This window comes from Brevibacterium sanguinis (genome assembly GCF_039528855.1).
Classification (GTDB): Bacteria; Actinomycetota; Actinomycetes; order Actinomycetales; family Brevibacteriaceae; genus Brevibacterium; species Brevibacterium sanguinis.
The window spans coordinates 139,494-154,722 of the sequence record NZ_BAAAMB010000004.1 but is presented as its reverse complement, the minus strand read 5'-3'; the positions used below and the strand labels follow the sequence as shown (position 1 = coordinate 154,722).

The 15,229-nt window shown below is 68.4% G+C and carries 13 protein-coding genes; 7 read left to right on the top strand and 6 right to left on the bottom strand.

What is annotated here, in order from left to right:
- Nucleotides 1-157: 157 nt before the first annotated feature.
- From ABD154_RS04780 to ABD154_RS04770, 3 genes are all read right to left on the bottom strand, one after another.
- The gene (locus ABD154_RS04780) at nucleotides 158-2,131 is read right to left on the bottom strand and encodes a flotillin family protein (RefSeq protein ID WP_198499915.1); all 1,974 of its coding nucleotides are present in this window, start codon (nucleotides 2,129-2,131) and stop codon (nucleotides 158-160) included.
- A gap of 162 nt (nucleotides 2,132-2,293) precedes the next feature.
- Nucleotides 2,294-2,746 carry a DUF3817 domain-containing protein gene (locus ABD154_RS04775; RefSeq protein ID WP_198499916.1) on the bottom strand — a complete coding sequence of 151 codons (453 nt, stop codon included), beginning with the start codon at nucleotides 2,744-2,746 and terminating at the stop codon, nucleotides 2,294-2,296.
- A gap of 300 nt (nucleotides 2,747-3,046) precedes the next feature.
- Entirely contained in the window at nucleotides 3,047-5,074 is a 2,028-nt protein-coding gene (locus ABD154_RS04770) for a M20/M25/M40 family metallo-hydrolase (RefSeq protein ID WP_198499917.1), read from the bottom strand.
- Between the two features lie 348 nt (nucleotides 5,075-5,422).
- Between ABD154_RS04770 and ABD154_RS04765 the strand changes: the two genes are divergently transcribed.
- Nucleotides 5,423-6,532: a VIT1/CCC1 transporter family protein gene (locus ABD154_RS04765; RefSeq protein WP_198499918.1), complete on the top strand. Its 1,110-nt coding sequence runs from the start codon at nucleotides 5,423-5,425 to the stop codon at nucleotides 6,530-6,532.
- Nucleotides 6,533-6,664: 132 nt separating this feature from the next.
- Complete coding sequence (locus ABD154_RS04760) at nucleotides 6,665-7,540, top strand: aminodeoxychorismate lyase (protein WP_198499919.1); 876 nt, start codon at nucleotides 6,665-6,667, stop codon at nucleotides 7,538-7,540.
- A gap of 27 nt (nucleotides 7,541-7,567) precedes the next feature.
- Here ABD154_RS04760 and ABD154_RS04755 read toward each other — a convergent pair whose 3' ends face one another.
- Entirely contained in the window at nucleotides 7,568-7,852 is a 285-nt protein-coding gene (locus tag ABD154_RS04755; RefSeq protein ID WP_198499920.1) for a hypothetical protein, read from the bottom strand.
- Nucleotides 7,853-7,946: 94 nt separating this feature from the next.
- Between ABD154_RS04755 and ABD154_RS04750 the strand changes: the two genes are divergently transcribed.
- Nucleotides 7,947-8,339: a DUF4235 domain-containing protein gene (locus ABD154_RS04750; RefSeq protein WP_232623752.1), complete on the top strand. Its 393-nt coding sequence runs from the start codon at nucleotides 7,947-7,949 to the stop codon at nucleotides 8,337-8,339.
- 193 nt (nucleotides 8,340-8,532) lie between these two features.
- On the opposite strand, the gene ABD154_RS04745 is transcribed toward ABD154_RS04750, so the two are convergent.
- The gene (locus tag ABD154_RS04745; protein ID WP_198499921.1) at nucleotides 8,533-9,402 is read right to left on the bottom strand and encodes a type I 3-dehydroquinate dehydratase; all 870 of its coding nucleotides are present in this window, start codon (nucleotides 9,400-9,402) and stop codon (nucleotides 8,533-8,535) included.
- Between the two features lie 477 nt (nucleotides 9,403-9,879).
- On the opposite strand from ABD154_RS04745, the gene ABD154_RS04740 reads away from it, so the two are divergent.
- The 4 genes from ABD154_RS04740 (at nucleotide 9,880) to ABD154_RS04725 (ending at nucleotide 13,831) form a co-directional block, all read left to right on the top strand.
- On the top strand, nucleotides 9,880-11,172 hold the full coding sequence (locus ABD154_RS04740) for a quaternary amine ABC transporter ATP-binding protein (RefSeq protein ID WP_198499922.1): 1,293 nt from the start codon (nucleotides 9,880-9,882) through the stop codon (nucleotides 11,170-11,172).
- Nucleotides 11,172-12,116, top strand: coding sequence for an ABC transporter permease (locus ABD154_RS04735; protein ID WP_198499923.1), 945 nt, complete (start codon nucleotides 11,172-11,174; stop codon nucleotides 12,114-12,116). Before ABD154_RS04740 ends, ABD154_RS04735 begins: the two co-directional genes overlap by 1 nt.
- Before the next feature lie 46 nt (nucleotides 12,117-12,162).
- The gene (locus ABD154_RS04730) at nucleotides 12,163-13,071 is read left to right on the top strand and encodes a glycine betaine ABC transporter substrate-binding protein (RefSeq protein ID WP_198499924.1); all 909 of its coding nucleotides are present in this window, start codon (nucleotides 12,163-12,165) and stop codon (nucleotides 13,069-13,071) included.
- A 244-nt stretch (nucleotides 13,072-13,315) separates the two neighbouring features.
- Nucleotides 13,316-13,831: a methylated-DNA--[protein]-cysteine S-methyltransferase gene (locus tag ABD154_RS04725; protein WP_198499925.1), complete on the top strand. Its 516-nt coding sequence runs from the start codon at nucleotides 13,316-13,318 to the stop codon at nucleotides 13,829-13,831.
- A 161-nt stretch (nucleotides 13,832-13,992) separates the two neighbouring features.
- On the opposite strand, the gene ABD154_RS04720 is transcribed toward ABD154_RS04725, so the two are convergent.
- The coding region (locus tag ABD154_RS04720) for a Dyp-type peroxidase (protein WP_344250404.1) at nucleotides 13,993-15,229 on the bottom strand (1,237 nt) is incomplete at its 5' end.

The window sequence follows — 15,229 nt, the reverse complement described above, 5'->3', positions numbered from 1 at the left end:
CTCGGGGGCGCAGGATCCTCATCGTGGTAGATCCTCAGTGCGAGGGGTCCTCGGGTGCGGGCGACCCGCAGGGGAGGAGGACCCTCACAGCGGAGGCGAGCCGTCGCTCAGCGGTGGCCGAGCGACGGGATCAGATTCCGCTGGAGACCGGCCGACGTCAGTTCGACGTCGAACCGCTGCCGGTCTCATCGTCGTCGGACGCGCCACCGGTGCCACCGGTGCCGCCGGTCGAGCCACCAGTGCCGCCGGACGAGCCGCCGCCGGAGGGCGTCGGTCCCGACCCCGGTCCACCTGCGGGTCCCGAACCCGGCCCCGAACCGGCGCCCGCACCAGAGCCCGACCCGGCGCTGCCGCCCGCGGCACCGCCGTCGCGGCGGCGCAGCGCCTCATCGATGTAGGCCTGGACGTCGATGCCGGTTGCGCGCTTGACCTCGTCGCCGATGTGCTGGATGTCGAGGCCGCCATCCGGGTCGAGGAAGTCCTTCGGGTCGAACCCGGCCCACTGGCTGCTGTCACGCTGACCGCTGTCGCGCTGACCGCCGTCAGCGCGGCCACCGGTTCCTCCGCTGCCCGAACGGCGACCGCCGGAGCCGTCACGGGCTTCGCGCCGGGCCTCCCTGCGCGCGGCCGGAGTGTCGTCGGCGAGACGACCCTCGATGACCTGACCGCGGCCACCCGATCCACCGGAGCCGGCAGGCGAACCGCCGGAACCCGGTCCGCCGGAGCCCGGACCACCCGAGCCCGGACCGTCCGCATCGTCGTCGCCGTCACCCGAGGCCGACCCTCCGCCCTGCGCCTTGTCGACGAGGTCGGTGAGGTCGATGCCGGTCGTCCCGCGGACGACCTCGAGCACTTGGGCGAGGTTGTTCGACACCGAGTTCGCGAGCTTCGACTCGCCGTCGGTCGACACGATCGAGAGGTCCTTGATGTTCGCGTACGGGGCGACGAGTTCGCCGGCGATGTCCGGCAGCACCTCGAGGACCTTCGAGAGGACGGCGGCATCGTTGAACTTCTTGTACGCCTCGGCCTGCGCCTCGAGGGCTCCGGCCTCGGCCTCACCGCGTGCCTTGATGGCGTCGGCCTCGGCCTGGCCCTCGAGGCGGATGGCTTCGGCTTCCTTCGACCGGCGGTGGAGTTCGGCAGCGGCCTCGGCTCGGCCCTGGGCTTCGATCTCGTAGGCTCGGGCGTCGGCCTCGGCCTGCTGGCGGTAGCGCTCGGCATCGGCCGGGCGGCGCACCTCGGCGTCGAGCTGTTCGGCACGCAGCTCCGCGGCCTCCTTCGCCACGACCCGGTCGCGTTCGAGGAGCTTCTGCTTCTCCGCCGCGGCGGCGAGCGGTCCGGCGTTGTCGGCCGTCGCCTGTCGCTGGTCGGCCTCCTCCTTCAGCGCCGCACGGCGCAGCGCGAGCTGCTGCTGCTGTTCGGCGATCGCCTGATCGGTCAGCGCCTGCTGCTTCTGCGTCTCCTCGTTCTGCTGCGCTTCCTCGACGGCCGCGGCACGGGAGGCATTCGCCTCGGCGATGGCGGCGTTCTTCGCGACCTCAGCAGCCTGCGGGCGACCCCAGTCGCGCAGGTAGCTGCCCTCGTCCTCGACCGCGGAGATCTGGAAGGTGTCGATGACGAGACCCTGGTTGTTCATCGAGTGCGCGGATTCCTCCTGCACCTGCGCGGCGAAGGACGCGCGGTCCTGGATGATCTGCTCGACGGTGAGCGTGCCGACGACGGCGCGCAGGGTGCCGGAGAGGATCTCCTTGCTGTAGTGGTCGATCTGATCCTGCTGGTCGAGGAAGCGCTGCGCGGCCTTGCGCACGTCATCGTCGGTGCCGCCGACCTTGACCTGAGCGACGCCGCGCAGCTTGAGCGCGATGCCGTTCTTCGAGATGCCGTCGATCTCGACGGAGATCTGCCGCGACGACAGCGAGAGAATGAACGCCTTCTGCACGATCGGGTAGACGACTGCGCGTCCGCCGATGATGATCCGTCCCGACCCGGACGCTCCCGAGGCGTTGCGTCCGGTGATGATGAGGGCCTCGGACGGGGAGGCGATCTTGTACGACCGGAGAATGACGACGAGTGCGATGAGCACGACGATGGCGATGGCGCCGATGATGACGGCGCCGAGTATGAGGTCCATGAGCGGGCCTTTCGTTTCCTCAACGGGGATGCAGGCGAGCCGACGCATGTAGTCGGCCCGTGCTCACCACCCTATCGGAGGGCACGACGCCTGCCCAGGCCGCAGAGTTCGGAGATGTTCCAGGTCAGGAACTCGCCGAGGCGGTGGGAATCGTGCGGCGGCTCAGCTGCCGGGAGGACCGACGACGAGGAGTCCGGAGAACACCGCGATGACGACGATCGCGCCGACCGCTGCGGCCAGCCACGGCGAGCGCAGCGCCCACGCGCTCAGCTTCTCCAGTGGTCCGCGCGGCGCCCGGCCGCCACGGCCGAGTCCCCAGTCGCCGTCGAGGGCTCCGGCCTTCGCCGAGGCGATCTCGAACGGGATCGTCGCGAACGGGATGACCGCGGAGACGAGGCCCATGAGGATGCGCCCGATGCTCCACTTCTGCGAGATGCCGACGAGGAGGACGACGATGACGAAGCAGAGGAAGACGAATCCGTGGATTCCGCCTCCGATGCGCACCCCCACCTCGGTGGTCTGGGTGACGTACTTGAGGAACATGCCGAAGAGCAGGAGGGCCCACGTGATGGCCTCGGCGACGGCGAAGAAATTGAAGAGCTTCTTAGGGGTCACGGAACCTCATTGTGCCGGGCGAAGCTGGGCGGATCCTGCGTCGCCGAGACCCGGGAAGCACCGTCACTCCTGGTCAGACCGCACCAGCGCCCGCGGACCACGGTGGAGGGGCGTGTCCGGGGTCACGTGGTGCGGTGCGATTCCCGCCGCCTCGGCGCGTGCCGGCTGACAACGATGCGGGCGCCGGCAGAGAATGATCACGCGGGCCGGCGAACTTGTCCAGTCACCGGCCCGCGTGGCTTCGGGGTGGGTCAGCCCAGGTCGGTGCGGTCATGACCGCGCCGACCCGGACTCACCGACTCACTCGAGGCTGCCGGCCTTCCTGCGGCGGGCGCCCATGGTCATGACGACACCGAGCACGATGAGCGCTGCGGCCGAGGCGACGAGGGGAAGAGCCTCGTTACCGGTGCGCGGGAGGTCTCCCCCGCCACCGCCGCCGGCGCCGGGATCGTCGGCTCCGGCCGCGACGACCTCGAACGAGCCGTTGAGGGCGTCGCCGCCCTCGCAGTCGACGGTGACGTCGTACTTTCCGACGTACTCGGCCGACTTCGACTCATCGAGTCCGCGGACACCGAACTTCGCCACGCCGTCTGAGTCGACAGTCGCGGTCTGCTCGAACTTCTCGATGGTGCCGTTCTGCGGATCCACCGTCATCGTCGCCGTCGTCCCCGGCGTGCAGCCGGTGGCCGTGACCTGGACGCCGGTGTCGGAGACGAAGTCGTTCTCATCGATCGTCGTCGGATCGATCGTCAGCGACCGCTCGTCGGGAGCGTCCGTCGGCGACTCCGTCGGAGTCGAGGTCGGGGTCTCGGTCGGCGTGGAGGTCGGCGTCTCCGTCGGGGTCTCCGTGGGAGCCGGCGCGAGGTCGTAGGCGAGCGTGTGGACGGAGTAGGCGATCGCGGGTCCGAAGATGTCGATCGCGTCCCGGCTCACGTTGTCGATCGTGTCGGTGGACTGGTGGTAGTTCGTGTCCTGCGGCTTGCCCGCCTCACCGCCGAACCACTCGACCTGCTCCGCCGTCTTGATCTCATCGGCTCCGGAGAACAGACCGCTGACCGGGACACCGGCGTCGAGGAACGCCTGGTAGTCGGAGCGGCCGGAGAACTCGGTGCCGATGTTCTTCTGGTCGTTGTCGGCGAAGTAGTCGGTGAAGACCTTCTCGAGTTCGGCGGAACCGGCGGGGACGTTGACGCCGTCGGGCACCGGAACGTCGGAGCCGTCGGAGTCGAGGGTGCCGACGACGTAGTTGTCGGAGCCGATCATGTCGAAGTTCATGTAGGCCTTGACCTTGGCGAGCTCGTCCGCGCTCAGGCTCTCGACGTACTTCGTCGACCCGACGAGTCCGACCTCCTCAGCACCCCACCAGGCGAAGCGGACCGCATTGTCGACCTCGGTCGGCTGCTGGGCGAGCGCCTCGGCGCTGGCGAGCAGCGCAGCCGAGCCCGAGCCGTTGTCGTTGGCGGCGGGCCCATCAGCCACACCGTCGAGGTGGGCGCCGAACATCTGCACGTTGTCCTTGTCGCCGGCCTTCGTCTCGGCGATGACGTTCCACGTCGTCGACGTCTTGTACTCGGTCTCGAGCGTGAAGTCGGTGGCCGGCGCCTCGCCGTCGGCCACGGCCTGCACCTTCTCGAGCAGTCCGTTGCCGAGGCTGTACGTCGTGCCCACGGTGGGCGCGCCGTTCTCGATGCGCTCGCCGAGGGTGGCGTTGAGCTCCTCGTCCGGGGCGTCCTTCGTGTTGTTGTAGATGATGACGGCGGCTGCTCCGGCGTCCGTGGCGGCCTGTGCCTTTTCCCCGAAGGTGCAGGAACCACGGGCGACGAGGACGACCGCGCCGTTGGCCGAGTCGTCGTAGTCGCCGGCCTGGCAGCCGAGCTGACCGCCGGCGAGATCGGAGTAGTCGTCGTCGACGGGCACGACGAGCGGCAGATCCGTCAGCGGCGCCGAGGTGCCCTCGGTGTAGCTCGCGGGGGTGACGGCGATGTTCTCCCCGTCGACGTTGACGGCGACGGTGCCGAAGTCCTGGTTCTCGACGTCGAAGGCCTGCCGGCTGACGTCGTAGGCACCCGTGGCCTCGAGCGTCTGCTCGACGTATTCCACGGCCTCCTCGTATCCCGGGGCGCCGAGCGCCCGGTACCCGGTGTCGGCGTTCTTCACCGAGATGTCGGAGATGTTCTGCAGCTGTTCCATCACGGCGTCGCCGGTGACGCCCATATCGGTGTGCTCGGTCGGACCTGCGGTTCCGGCGGCCATCGCCGGAGCCATGCCGCTGAAGACCAGTCCCGCGGATGCGGTGACGGCCAACGCGGCTTTCATGCGCAACTTCATGGAGTTCCTTTCGCTCCTCAGGTGCCACGCGAATCGATCTCGCCTCACGGGCCGTCGACGGTGCACGACCCCACGTGCTCACCCGAGCGCGGACTGCGGACACCCGGTGTCTGTGATCCCTGGGTGCGGTGCGCTCGGGGCTGGGAGAGCCTGACTCTGGTGTTTCGCCGAGTGGTTCGCCGTTGGTAACGAATCACAAACATCTATAACGAAACGGTGACACAACTCACATGGTTCATTAACCTATCGCATCAGTAACATCCTTAGGTCACGAATGGATAACAACCCATACTTAAGCAATTGCGCAAGTGTTGAACTGAGGGGGTGGTCTCCGATAGCATCGCACCAGTGACGAACCAGCAGTCTGCGCCCGCCGCGCCCACCGACCCTCCGCCCGACCGCCGGACCATCCGGCGGTGGCAGCGCTACCTCGCCAACGAGCGCCTCGAAGAGCGCGTCTACCGGGATCTCGCCGAGCGCCGCACCGGTGAGGATCGGGAGATCCTCCTCGGACTCGCCGCCGCCGAATCCCGGCACCAGCAGCATTGGATCCGCCTCCTCGGCCCGCATGCCGCGAAGAAGCGCACTCCCGACCTCGTCACCCTCTTCCTCGCCTTCTTCGGCCGGATCTTCGGCTCGGTCTTCATCCTCGCGCTCGCGCAGCAGTCGGAGACGAGCTCCCCGTACCAGAACGACGACGCCGCGTCCCCGGAGATGGCCGCCGACGAGCGGATCCACGCCGAGGTCGTCCGCGCGCTCGCCGCCCGCTCCCGGGCCCGCCTGTCGGGCAACTTCCGCGCCGCCGTCTTCGGCGCCAACGACGGTCTCGTCTCGAACCTCGCGCTCGTCCTCGGCGTCGGTGCGGCCGGTGTGCCGAACACCGTCATCCTCCTCACCGGCGTCTCGGGACTCCTCGCGGGCGCCCTGTCGATGGGTGCCGGCGAGTACATCTCCGTGCGCTCCCAGCGCGAGCTCCTCGACGCCTCGACCCCGGACCCGGAGTCCCGGCACGCACTCGCCGACCTCAACATCGATGCGAACGAGCTCGCCCTCGTCTTCCGTGCCCGCGGCATGGACCCCGACGAAGCAGAGATCCAGGCCCACCGGACGATCTCCGAGGCGAAGACGACGAACGCCCCGCAGCTGCCGAGCCTCGAATCCGGCATCGAGAGCTCCGCGCTGGGCACCGGCATCGGTGCTGCGCTCTCGAGCTTCGCGTTCTTCTCCTCCGGCGCGCTCATCCCGATCCTGCCCTACATCTTCGGCATGACGGGCCTGCCCGCCGTCTTCCTCTCCGCCGGTCTCGTCGGCATCGCCCTCCTCTTCACCGGCGGCACCGTCGGCCTGCTCTCGGGCAAGGCACCGGGACCGCGGGCGCTGCGGCAGATGGCGATCGGCTTCGGCGCCGCCGCCGTGACCTACGGCCTCGGCCTCGTCTTCGGCATCAGCACCGGCTGAGGGCGCGGAAGCGGCTGAGCAGGCAGCACCGGCATGTGGCGGCGCCAACCTTCGCCCACGCCGTCGCGCGGCGGCATCGTCACTTGCCGGTGAGGACTCCCGGACTCGGACCGGCGACCGTAGACTGTCCCCATGACCCAAGTCCTCGTCCTCATCGATCCCGGCACTTCGACGGTCACCACCGCCGATCTCGCCTCTCCTCAGCTGCCGGTCACGGACCTGGCCGCCCACCGCGGCGACGGCATCTTCGAGACAGTCCTCGTCCGCGTCAATCCGGACACCCGTGAGGCCACCGTCGTCTCCCGCGAACGCCACTTCGCCCGGTTCCATTCGTCCGCCTCGGCGCTCGATCTGCCCGAACCCGACCGGAAGCTGTGGCGGCAGGCCGTCGACCGACTCATCGCCGAGGCGATCGCCGCCAACCCCGAGACCACAGAGTTCGCGGTCCGCTACACGCTCTCCCGCGGCGGCGACGCCCCGCGCGGGTGGGCGTTCACCGTGCCCATCGAGGACGCGATCGTCACCGCCCGCGCCGAGGGAGTGAGCGCCGTGAGCGTCGACCGCGGCTACGACGCCTACGTCGGGCGGCGCGCACCGTGGCTCCTCCTCGGTGCGAAGACCCTGTCGTATGCGGTCAACCAGGCGGCCCTGCGGTACGCGAAGGCGCAGGGAGCCGATGAGGCTCTCTTCATCTCCCGCGACGGCGTCGTCCTCGAAGGTCCGACCGCGAACATCGTCATCCGCCGAGGCGACCACCTCCTCACCCCGGATCCCGCCGCCGGTCTGCTCGCCGGAACGACTCAGCGGCTGCTCTTCGACCATGCCGGTCGGCTCGAGCTCAAGGCCGACTACGCTGACCTCAGCGTCGACGATGTCCTCTCCGCCGACGGCGCGTGGCTCGTCTCGTCGGTGCGCACCGCGGTGACGCTGCGCGCGCTCGATGGGAAGTCGCTGTCGCGTGACGAGGCGCTGACCAGGGAGTTCCAGAGGATCATCGCCGCCGGGTGAGCGGGGCGGGACGGCCAGTCGGGTGGGTCAGTGCTGATCGCGTGACACGCGCGTCCGCGACGGCCCGTCTTCAGCCCCGCTGCGGCGGCCCGCTTCGCAGTGCCCGGCTTCGCCGCGGCAGTTCGCATGCCGTTCGGTTGCGGGCCGGGGCACGGTGACGGCGAGGATGAGACCGAGCATCGAGGCCCCGCAGCCGATGAACCAGAGGACCCAGAAATAGGCGGCGAGCTCGGGGACGAGCCCGAGGACGAATCCGCAGATGCCCAGCACGAAGAGACTCGTGACCATGACGTTCTTCCGTCTGGTGAGCACGCGGACCTCCTCCCTGCATCGGTGGTCTCACGCTATCGGTCGACGGCGCGTCGCACATCGCACAAAAGTATGAAATTCAGGCGCCTGCGATAGTGTGGACGACGAAGGACTCCTTCATCCGACGGCGGTCGCCGCCGCGGCCGGAGCAGCGGAGGAGTCGCTCCTCGACCTCGGACGAAAGGACACGGGCATGGGAAAGCTCGCTTGGCAGATCATCGGCGTCGGAGCGCCCATCGTGGCAGCTGTCGCAGCCCGGAAGGTGCTCACCTTCGCGTGGGAGAAGTCGACTCATCGTCCCGCACCGTCGAACCCCGTCGACGAAGAGATCTCGATGTCCGAGGCCCTGGCCTGGACCGTCGTCTCCGGTGTCGGCGTGGCCATCGCCCAGCTCGTCGTTCAGCGCCTGGCCGCGAACACCGTGCGCAACAACTTCGGCGACCAGGCTCTGCCGAAGAAGTTCCGCAAGCAGATCGCCGAAGGCGTCTGAGCCGACCCCTCACCGACACACCAGCGCCCTGCCGAGTGGCTCCCACCCGGCAGGGCGTTCGTCGTCGTCCCCGGCGACATCGACGAGCAGTGTCGCACATCCGCACCCACGGGTGTTCCGCAGAGAGGCGCGCTCGGCGGTCCAGCGGTGGGCTCAGCGATTCCGTGGCCCACCCAGCGGTCCCGCAGTGGGGTCAGGCGTAGAGCCGGTCGAGGATGACGGCGAGTTCGCCGGCGGCGATCTGTCCCGGCGCCGAGGCGGTGCCCATCTGCGCGAAGGTCGCGCAGCTGCCGAAGTCGGCGCCGAGGATCCGGCTCGTCCGGCCCAGTTCCCCCATCGAGATCCCGAGCACGGGGCAGTCGAGGTCCGCGTCGGCCTCGGCGGTGGCCCGGAGCAGATCGGCGACATCGGGGGCAGTCGTCGGCATCATCGCGATCTTGACGACAGCGGCTCCCGCCGCCCGCATCTCATTAAGCGTTTCGCGCATGTCGGCGACGCGCTCGGTGTCGGAGAAGTTGTGCCGGGAGGCGACGACGGGCACGCCGACGGTCCGCAGCACCCCGATGACGTCCTGCGCCGAATCCCGGGCGATCTCGACATCGATCGCGATCGGGACAGACGCACCGGCCGCCGCGTTCGCGTCGGTCAGCGCCGCCGCGAGGCCGGCGACCACCTCGGCGTAGGCGGCATCACTGAGCTCGGCCTCCCCGCCTTCGGCAGCGGTGCGCAGCGTGGCGAGCACCGGCAGACCGGCGGCCGTGGCGTGCGGGGCGAGCTCTCGGATCGCCTCAGCCACCGCATCGACCCCACCGCCGGCGGGATCGAGGGTGTCGGCGACGAGGGGATCGACGCGCCACTCGATGACATCGACAAGCCCGCTGTCGGCGGCTTCCCGGCAGCCGAGCGCCAGCAGCTCGGCATCGGTGTGGAGGACGGGCACGATGACCGCCGGGCGGCGGGGGTTCCGCGTCGCCGGGGTCGAGGACGGGGCGGTCGGAGCGGCGGCTCCGGGTGCGGAGTCGGACGCGGGGGCGGAGTCGAGAAGGAACGGCAGCGGCTTCATGGTCTCAAGGGTAGAGGCTCCCACGAGGTGAGGCGTGCGCAGCCGCCCGCTGGACCGCGGTCTGCGCGCAGCGGTTCGCTGCGCCGCGCACCGCGGCGCCGCGAACTTCAGCAGTGATGCGCACGAGAATCAGTCCCGACCGCATTGTGGAATTATCGAGTGATCAATGGCAAATGCAATCGTCGAATGGTAAAGGGAATTAGGCCATGGTGACCTTCCGCAAGACGCAAATGTAACGATCAAGTAACGCATCGTCCTGCATCATCGCAGGTCAGATACCCTGTCAACCACAACACTCCCGGTGACAGAAATATTGTTCCCGCCGAAAAGCGTGGAAAATTCTATAATGAGGTCTGAGATTTCCGTGAGCGGTGAGGCCCATGTGATCGACTCCTGTTCGATTCGACAGTCGCCGAACCGCGCGACAGGGTGAGGCCTCTCGTTCTGCGGACGGTCAGGACTCCAAGGAGGTAATCCGTGAGCGTCGTCAAGGCATCACACGTCTACAAGGTCTTCGGCAAACGCCAGAACGAAGTCGTCAAGCGCCTCGAAGAGGGCGCCGACCGTGACGAGCTGACGAAGCTCGGCACCGCCGCAGTCATCGATGCGAGCTTCGAAGTCGAGAAGGGCGAGATCTTCGTCGTCATGGGCCTGTCGGGCTCGGGCAAGTCCACGCTCATCCGCACGCTCAACGGCTTGTGGACGACGACAGCGGGGTCCGTCGAGGTGCTCGGCACCGATATCGCCAAAGCCGACGCCCGCACCCTTCGCAAGGTCCGCAGCGACCACATCTCGATGGTCTTCCAGCACTTCGCCCTCCTCCCCCACCGGACCGTGCGGGAGAACGCCGCCTATGCCCTCGAGCTGCGAGGCGTCCCCAGAGCTGAGCGACTGGCGAAGGCCGAGGAATGGCTCAAGGCCGTCGGGCTCGAGGGCTGGGGAGACAAGTTCCCCGAGCAGCTCTCCGGTGGCATGCAGCAGCGCGTCGGCCTCGCCCGCGCCTTCACGGCCGAGACCGACATCCTCCTCATGGACGAGGCGTTCTCCGCTCTCGATCCGCTCATCCGCCGGGAGATGCAGGAGCAGCTCGTCGAACTGCAGGCGAAATTCAAGAAGACGATCATCTTCATCACCCACGACCTCAATGAGGCGATGTTCATGGGCGACCGCATTGCGGTCATGCGCAACGGGCGCATCGTCCAGATCGGCACGCCGGAGGAGATCCTCACGGATCCTGCCAACGACTACGTCGCACAGTTCGTGCAGGACGTCGACCGTGCTCGCGTGCTCACGGCGAGAAACGTCATGGAGAAGCCCCGCCAGGTCCTCTCCGACCAGAGCGGACCGCGCGTGGCCCTGCGCGCGATGCGGGACAGCTACGCCTCGGCGCTGTGCGTCGTCGATCGCGATCGCCGCCTGCTCGGGGTGGTCACCGACCGCGACGCCGTCGCGCAGATCCGCAGCGGAGCGACGACGCTCGACGGCATCGTCAATCCCCCGACGATCGTCGCCCACCCCGACGACGTCCTCATCGATCTGTTCATCCCGTCGGCCGAATCGCCGCTGCCGCTGCCGGTCGTCAACGATCTTGGACAGCTCGTCGGAGTGATCCCCCGTGCCACTCTGCTCGCAGCACTCGGCCATCACACCGGTGACGGAGAGGTGCAGCAGCCGGCGCCGCCGCTGGCGGCCAGCGAGATCGAGGATGTGCTCGGCGATGATCCGGACACCGTGATCGTCGACAACTCCGTGGAGAGGGAGGCCCTGTGATGGAGGACATCAGAATCCCGGTCGGCGCGTGGGCCGACACCGTCTTCGACTGGCTCAAGGACAATCTGGGCTGGCTCTTCGACTTCATCACCGTGGTCGTCCGCCTCCTCGTCGAGGGCCTCACCACCGTACTCGTCGACCTGCACCCGCTCGTCATCATCATCATCCTCGCGTTCCTCGGATGGCTCGTGCGGTCGTGGCAGTTCGCCATCGGCACACTCATCACGATGTTCTTCATCATGACGATGGACCAGTGGGTGTCGGCGATGCAGACGCTCGCGCTCGTCGTCCTCGCCGCCCTCGTCGCGGTCATCATCGCGATCCCCGTCGGCATTCTGGCGGCGAGGAACGACACGGTCTCGGCGATCGTCAAACCGATCCTCGACTTCATGCAGACGATGCCGGCGTTCGTCTACCTCATTCCCGCGGTGACGTTCTTCAGCATCGGCGTCGTGCCCGGCCTCGTCTCGACGGTGATCTTCGCCCTTCCGCCGGGCGTCCGCTTCACCGAGCTCGGCATCCGCGGCGTCGACAAGGAGACCGTCGAGGCCGGCTACGCTTTCGGCGCCACGCCGAGACAGATCCTGCGCGGAGTCCAGATCCCGCTGGCCACCCCGACGATCATGGCCGGCATCAACCAGGTCATCATGCTCGCCCTGGCGATGGCCGTCATCGCCGGCATCGTCGGAGCCGACGGCCTCGGCAAGAACGTCGTCGAAGCCGTCGCCACGCAGAACCTGCCGCTCGGAGTCGAAGCCGGACTCGGCGTGGTCATCCTCGCGATCTACCTCGACCGCGTCACCGCAGCTCTGGGCACGGCGAAGGACTATCCGAACTCCCTCCTCGGCGCCCTCAAGCGACGCAGGGCCACTGCCGCGAACACCCGTGCGGCGGCCGAACCGGACACTGTGGAAGAGGTAGAGATCGTCCGCACTCAGAGTTGACACACCGTTCTCAGCAGACCACACAACCAGTAGTTAGGAAACCACGATGAAGAAGCGTTTCGTCACGAAGATCGCCGCCGTCAGCGCGGCTCTGGCCTTGGCTCTCACCGGCTGCTCGCAGGAAGCCAGCAACAACAGCGGCGGCGGCGAAGGCGGAGACAAGGGCACCATCACCCTCGGATTCATCCCGTCATGGACCGATGGTCTCAGCACCGCGTACCTGCTGGAGAACCAGCTGACCCAGCTGGGCTACAACGTGGAGATGGAGACGATCACCGAGGCTGCGATCCTCTACTCGGGTCTGGCCAACGGCGATGTCGACATCTATCCCTCGGCATGGCCGGAGGTCACCCACAAGCAGTACATGGACGAGTACGGGGATCAGCTCGAAGACCTCGGCGCGTACTACGACAATGCGAAGCTGACGATCGCCGTGCCCTCGTACAGCAACATCAACTCGATCGAGGACCTCAAGGGCAAGGCGAGCGAGTTCGACGGCAAGATCATCGGCATCGAGCCCGGCGCCGGTCTGACCGCGCAGACCAAGGACACGATGATGCCCGAGTACGGTCTCGACGGCGAGTACGAGCTCGTCACCTCGTCGACTGCGACGATGCTCACCGAGCTGAAGAACAAGATCGACAACCAGGAAGAGGTCGTGGTGACCCTGTGGCGTCCGTTCTGGGCGAACAGCGCCTACGACGTCAAGGACCTCGAAGACCCCAAGGGCGCGATGGGTGAAGCGGAAGCGCTCCACTTCCTCGGGACCAAGGGCTTCGCGGAGGAGAACCCTGAGGCCGCCGAGTACATCAAGGGCATCAAGCTCGACGACCAGCAGTACGGTTCGCTCGAGGACATGGTCGTCAACGAGTACGGAGAGGGCAAGGAAGCCGAGGCCGTGACCCAGTGGATCAAGGACAACCCCGACGCCTACTCCACCGAGATCAGCGAGTGACGCACTGCGCCGCTGACCGTGTGATCGGCTGACCTCCGGGCGCAGCTGATTGCGGTCTCCACTGACCTGACCGGGCCCGTCGTTTCGCATCGCGAACCGGCGGGCCCGGTCTCGTTCTCGGCCGTGCCCCGACCGCAGAACGGCCGCCGTCGGTGGTGCCGCGTGCACGGTCGCCCGATCATCGGGCGCAGTCGTTTCGGTCGTGCCACGACGATTGAGATCGCAGGCAGGTGATAATCGAGGCATGGAGATCACCGAGGCGACCCACCCGGCAGCGGCGACCCTGACCACCCCGGTCGGGACCATCGCCGTGACGAGCTCGCGCGCGGCGATCGTCCGCGTCGAATGGGTCGACGCCGAATCCGCGCCCGCCCCGGATCACGGAGATCCCCTCCTCGCCGAGGCGCTCGAACAGCTGCGCGCCTACTTCGACGGCCGCCTCGGCGAATTCGATCTTCCGCTCTCGCTCAACGGGATCTCCCCGGTCGCCACGACCGTCCTCACAGTGCTTGCCGAGACCGTCGGCTATGGGGAGACCGTGACCTACGGGGAGCTCGCCGCACGCTCCGGCACCGGCGTCCCGGCGCGGGCGATCGGGAGCATCATGGGGCTCAACCCGCTGCCGCTGCTCATCCCCTGCCATCGCGTCGTCGCCGGTGACGGCCTCGGCGGATACTCGGGCGGGCCCCGCGGTGAGGGACTGGCGACGAAGCGCCATCTCCTCGAGATGGAGGGAGCCCTGCCGAGCCCGCTGTTCTGAGGATGGCTAGACGAGGCCGCTGTTCTGAGGATGGCTAGACGAGCCCGCTGTTCTGAAGGAGCTATGGACGAGGCCGGGGGCCGGAGGGTGTCACCCTCCGGCCCGCGGCCTCGTTCGTCGCTGTCCGGCTCTCCGGTGCGCAGCCTCCGCAGTGCCGGTGCTCAGCCGCCGAAGAGCGTCTGGCCGACGTATTCGCCGTCCTTCGCCCCGGGCGGAATCGCCCACACCGTCGACCCGATGGGCACGGTCCAGACGTTGAGCAGATCCACCTCGGCGAGCCGCCGCTGGATCGGCAGGAACTGCCGGTCGATGTTCGCCTGGAACGACGCGAACATCAGCCCCGACTGACCCCCGGCACCGGTCTCGTAGTTGTACGGCCGGCGCACGATCTGCACCTCCGGTCCGAGCCCGTCGCGGGCCCTGGCCATGTGCGAGGCCGCTGAGATCACCGTGAGACCCCGGTCGTCGACGGCCGTGAAATCGGGCTCGTCGAACTCGTCCGTGCCCGTCGTCGGCGCCCCCGAGTCGACGAAGCGGCCGACGGAGAAGTCACGCGCCGGACGGTCCGCCTCGTCCCACGTCTCGAGGTTCATCTCGATGTCGCGCAGCACGAGCGTCGTCCCGCCCTGCATCCACGACGGCAGCGCCTCGCCGAGGTCGGTCGGCGGTTCACCCCGCGCGGAGAAGACCGCGTCCGTCCGGCCGGTCGCCCGACCCCACACGAGGCGGCTGAAGTCCTCGGACCCCATGCCCGGGTTCGCCGTGCCGTCGAGCTGGCCGAAGAGGTTGCGCTGCGTCTGCCCTTCGCCCTTCGTGCCGTAGGAGTTGCGGAACCCCGTGCGCTGCCAGGCGATGTCGGCGAACGCCCGGGAGTCCTTCCACAGCATCCGGCGGGCATGCGCGACCCCGAGCGGATCGTCACCGCAGATCTGCAGGAGCAGATCCCCGGTCGAGCGCTGCGGGTCGAGCCGGTCGATCGAGAAGCTCTCGAGCGGCCGCAGCCACTCGGGGACCGCCTGGCCGCCCGCGAGCGCGACGAGGTTCTGGCCGAAGCCGAAGGTCACCGTCAGGCGCGCGGGATCGGCCGCCATCTCGGGTTCGGAGTCCGCCAGGGGCGCGGTGCCCTGCGTGAGCGCGGCGGCATCCGCGGTGAGCAGACGCAGCCACCGCACGACGGCCGCGGCGTTCTTCGTCTCCGGCTTCATCGTGAACGCGAGGAACTCGCCGTGGGCCTGCGGGGCCGTCTCGATCCCGGCCTGGTGCTCGCCGTAGAACGGCACCGCGACCTCCCCGTTGACGCCGGTGGTGTCGGCGCGCGGCGGCTGCGGGGTGTTCGCCTCGGTGGCGCGCCCGATGCCGAACCCGGCGAGCGACCCGACGGCTCCGACACCGCCGGCG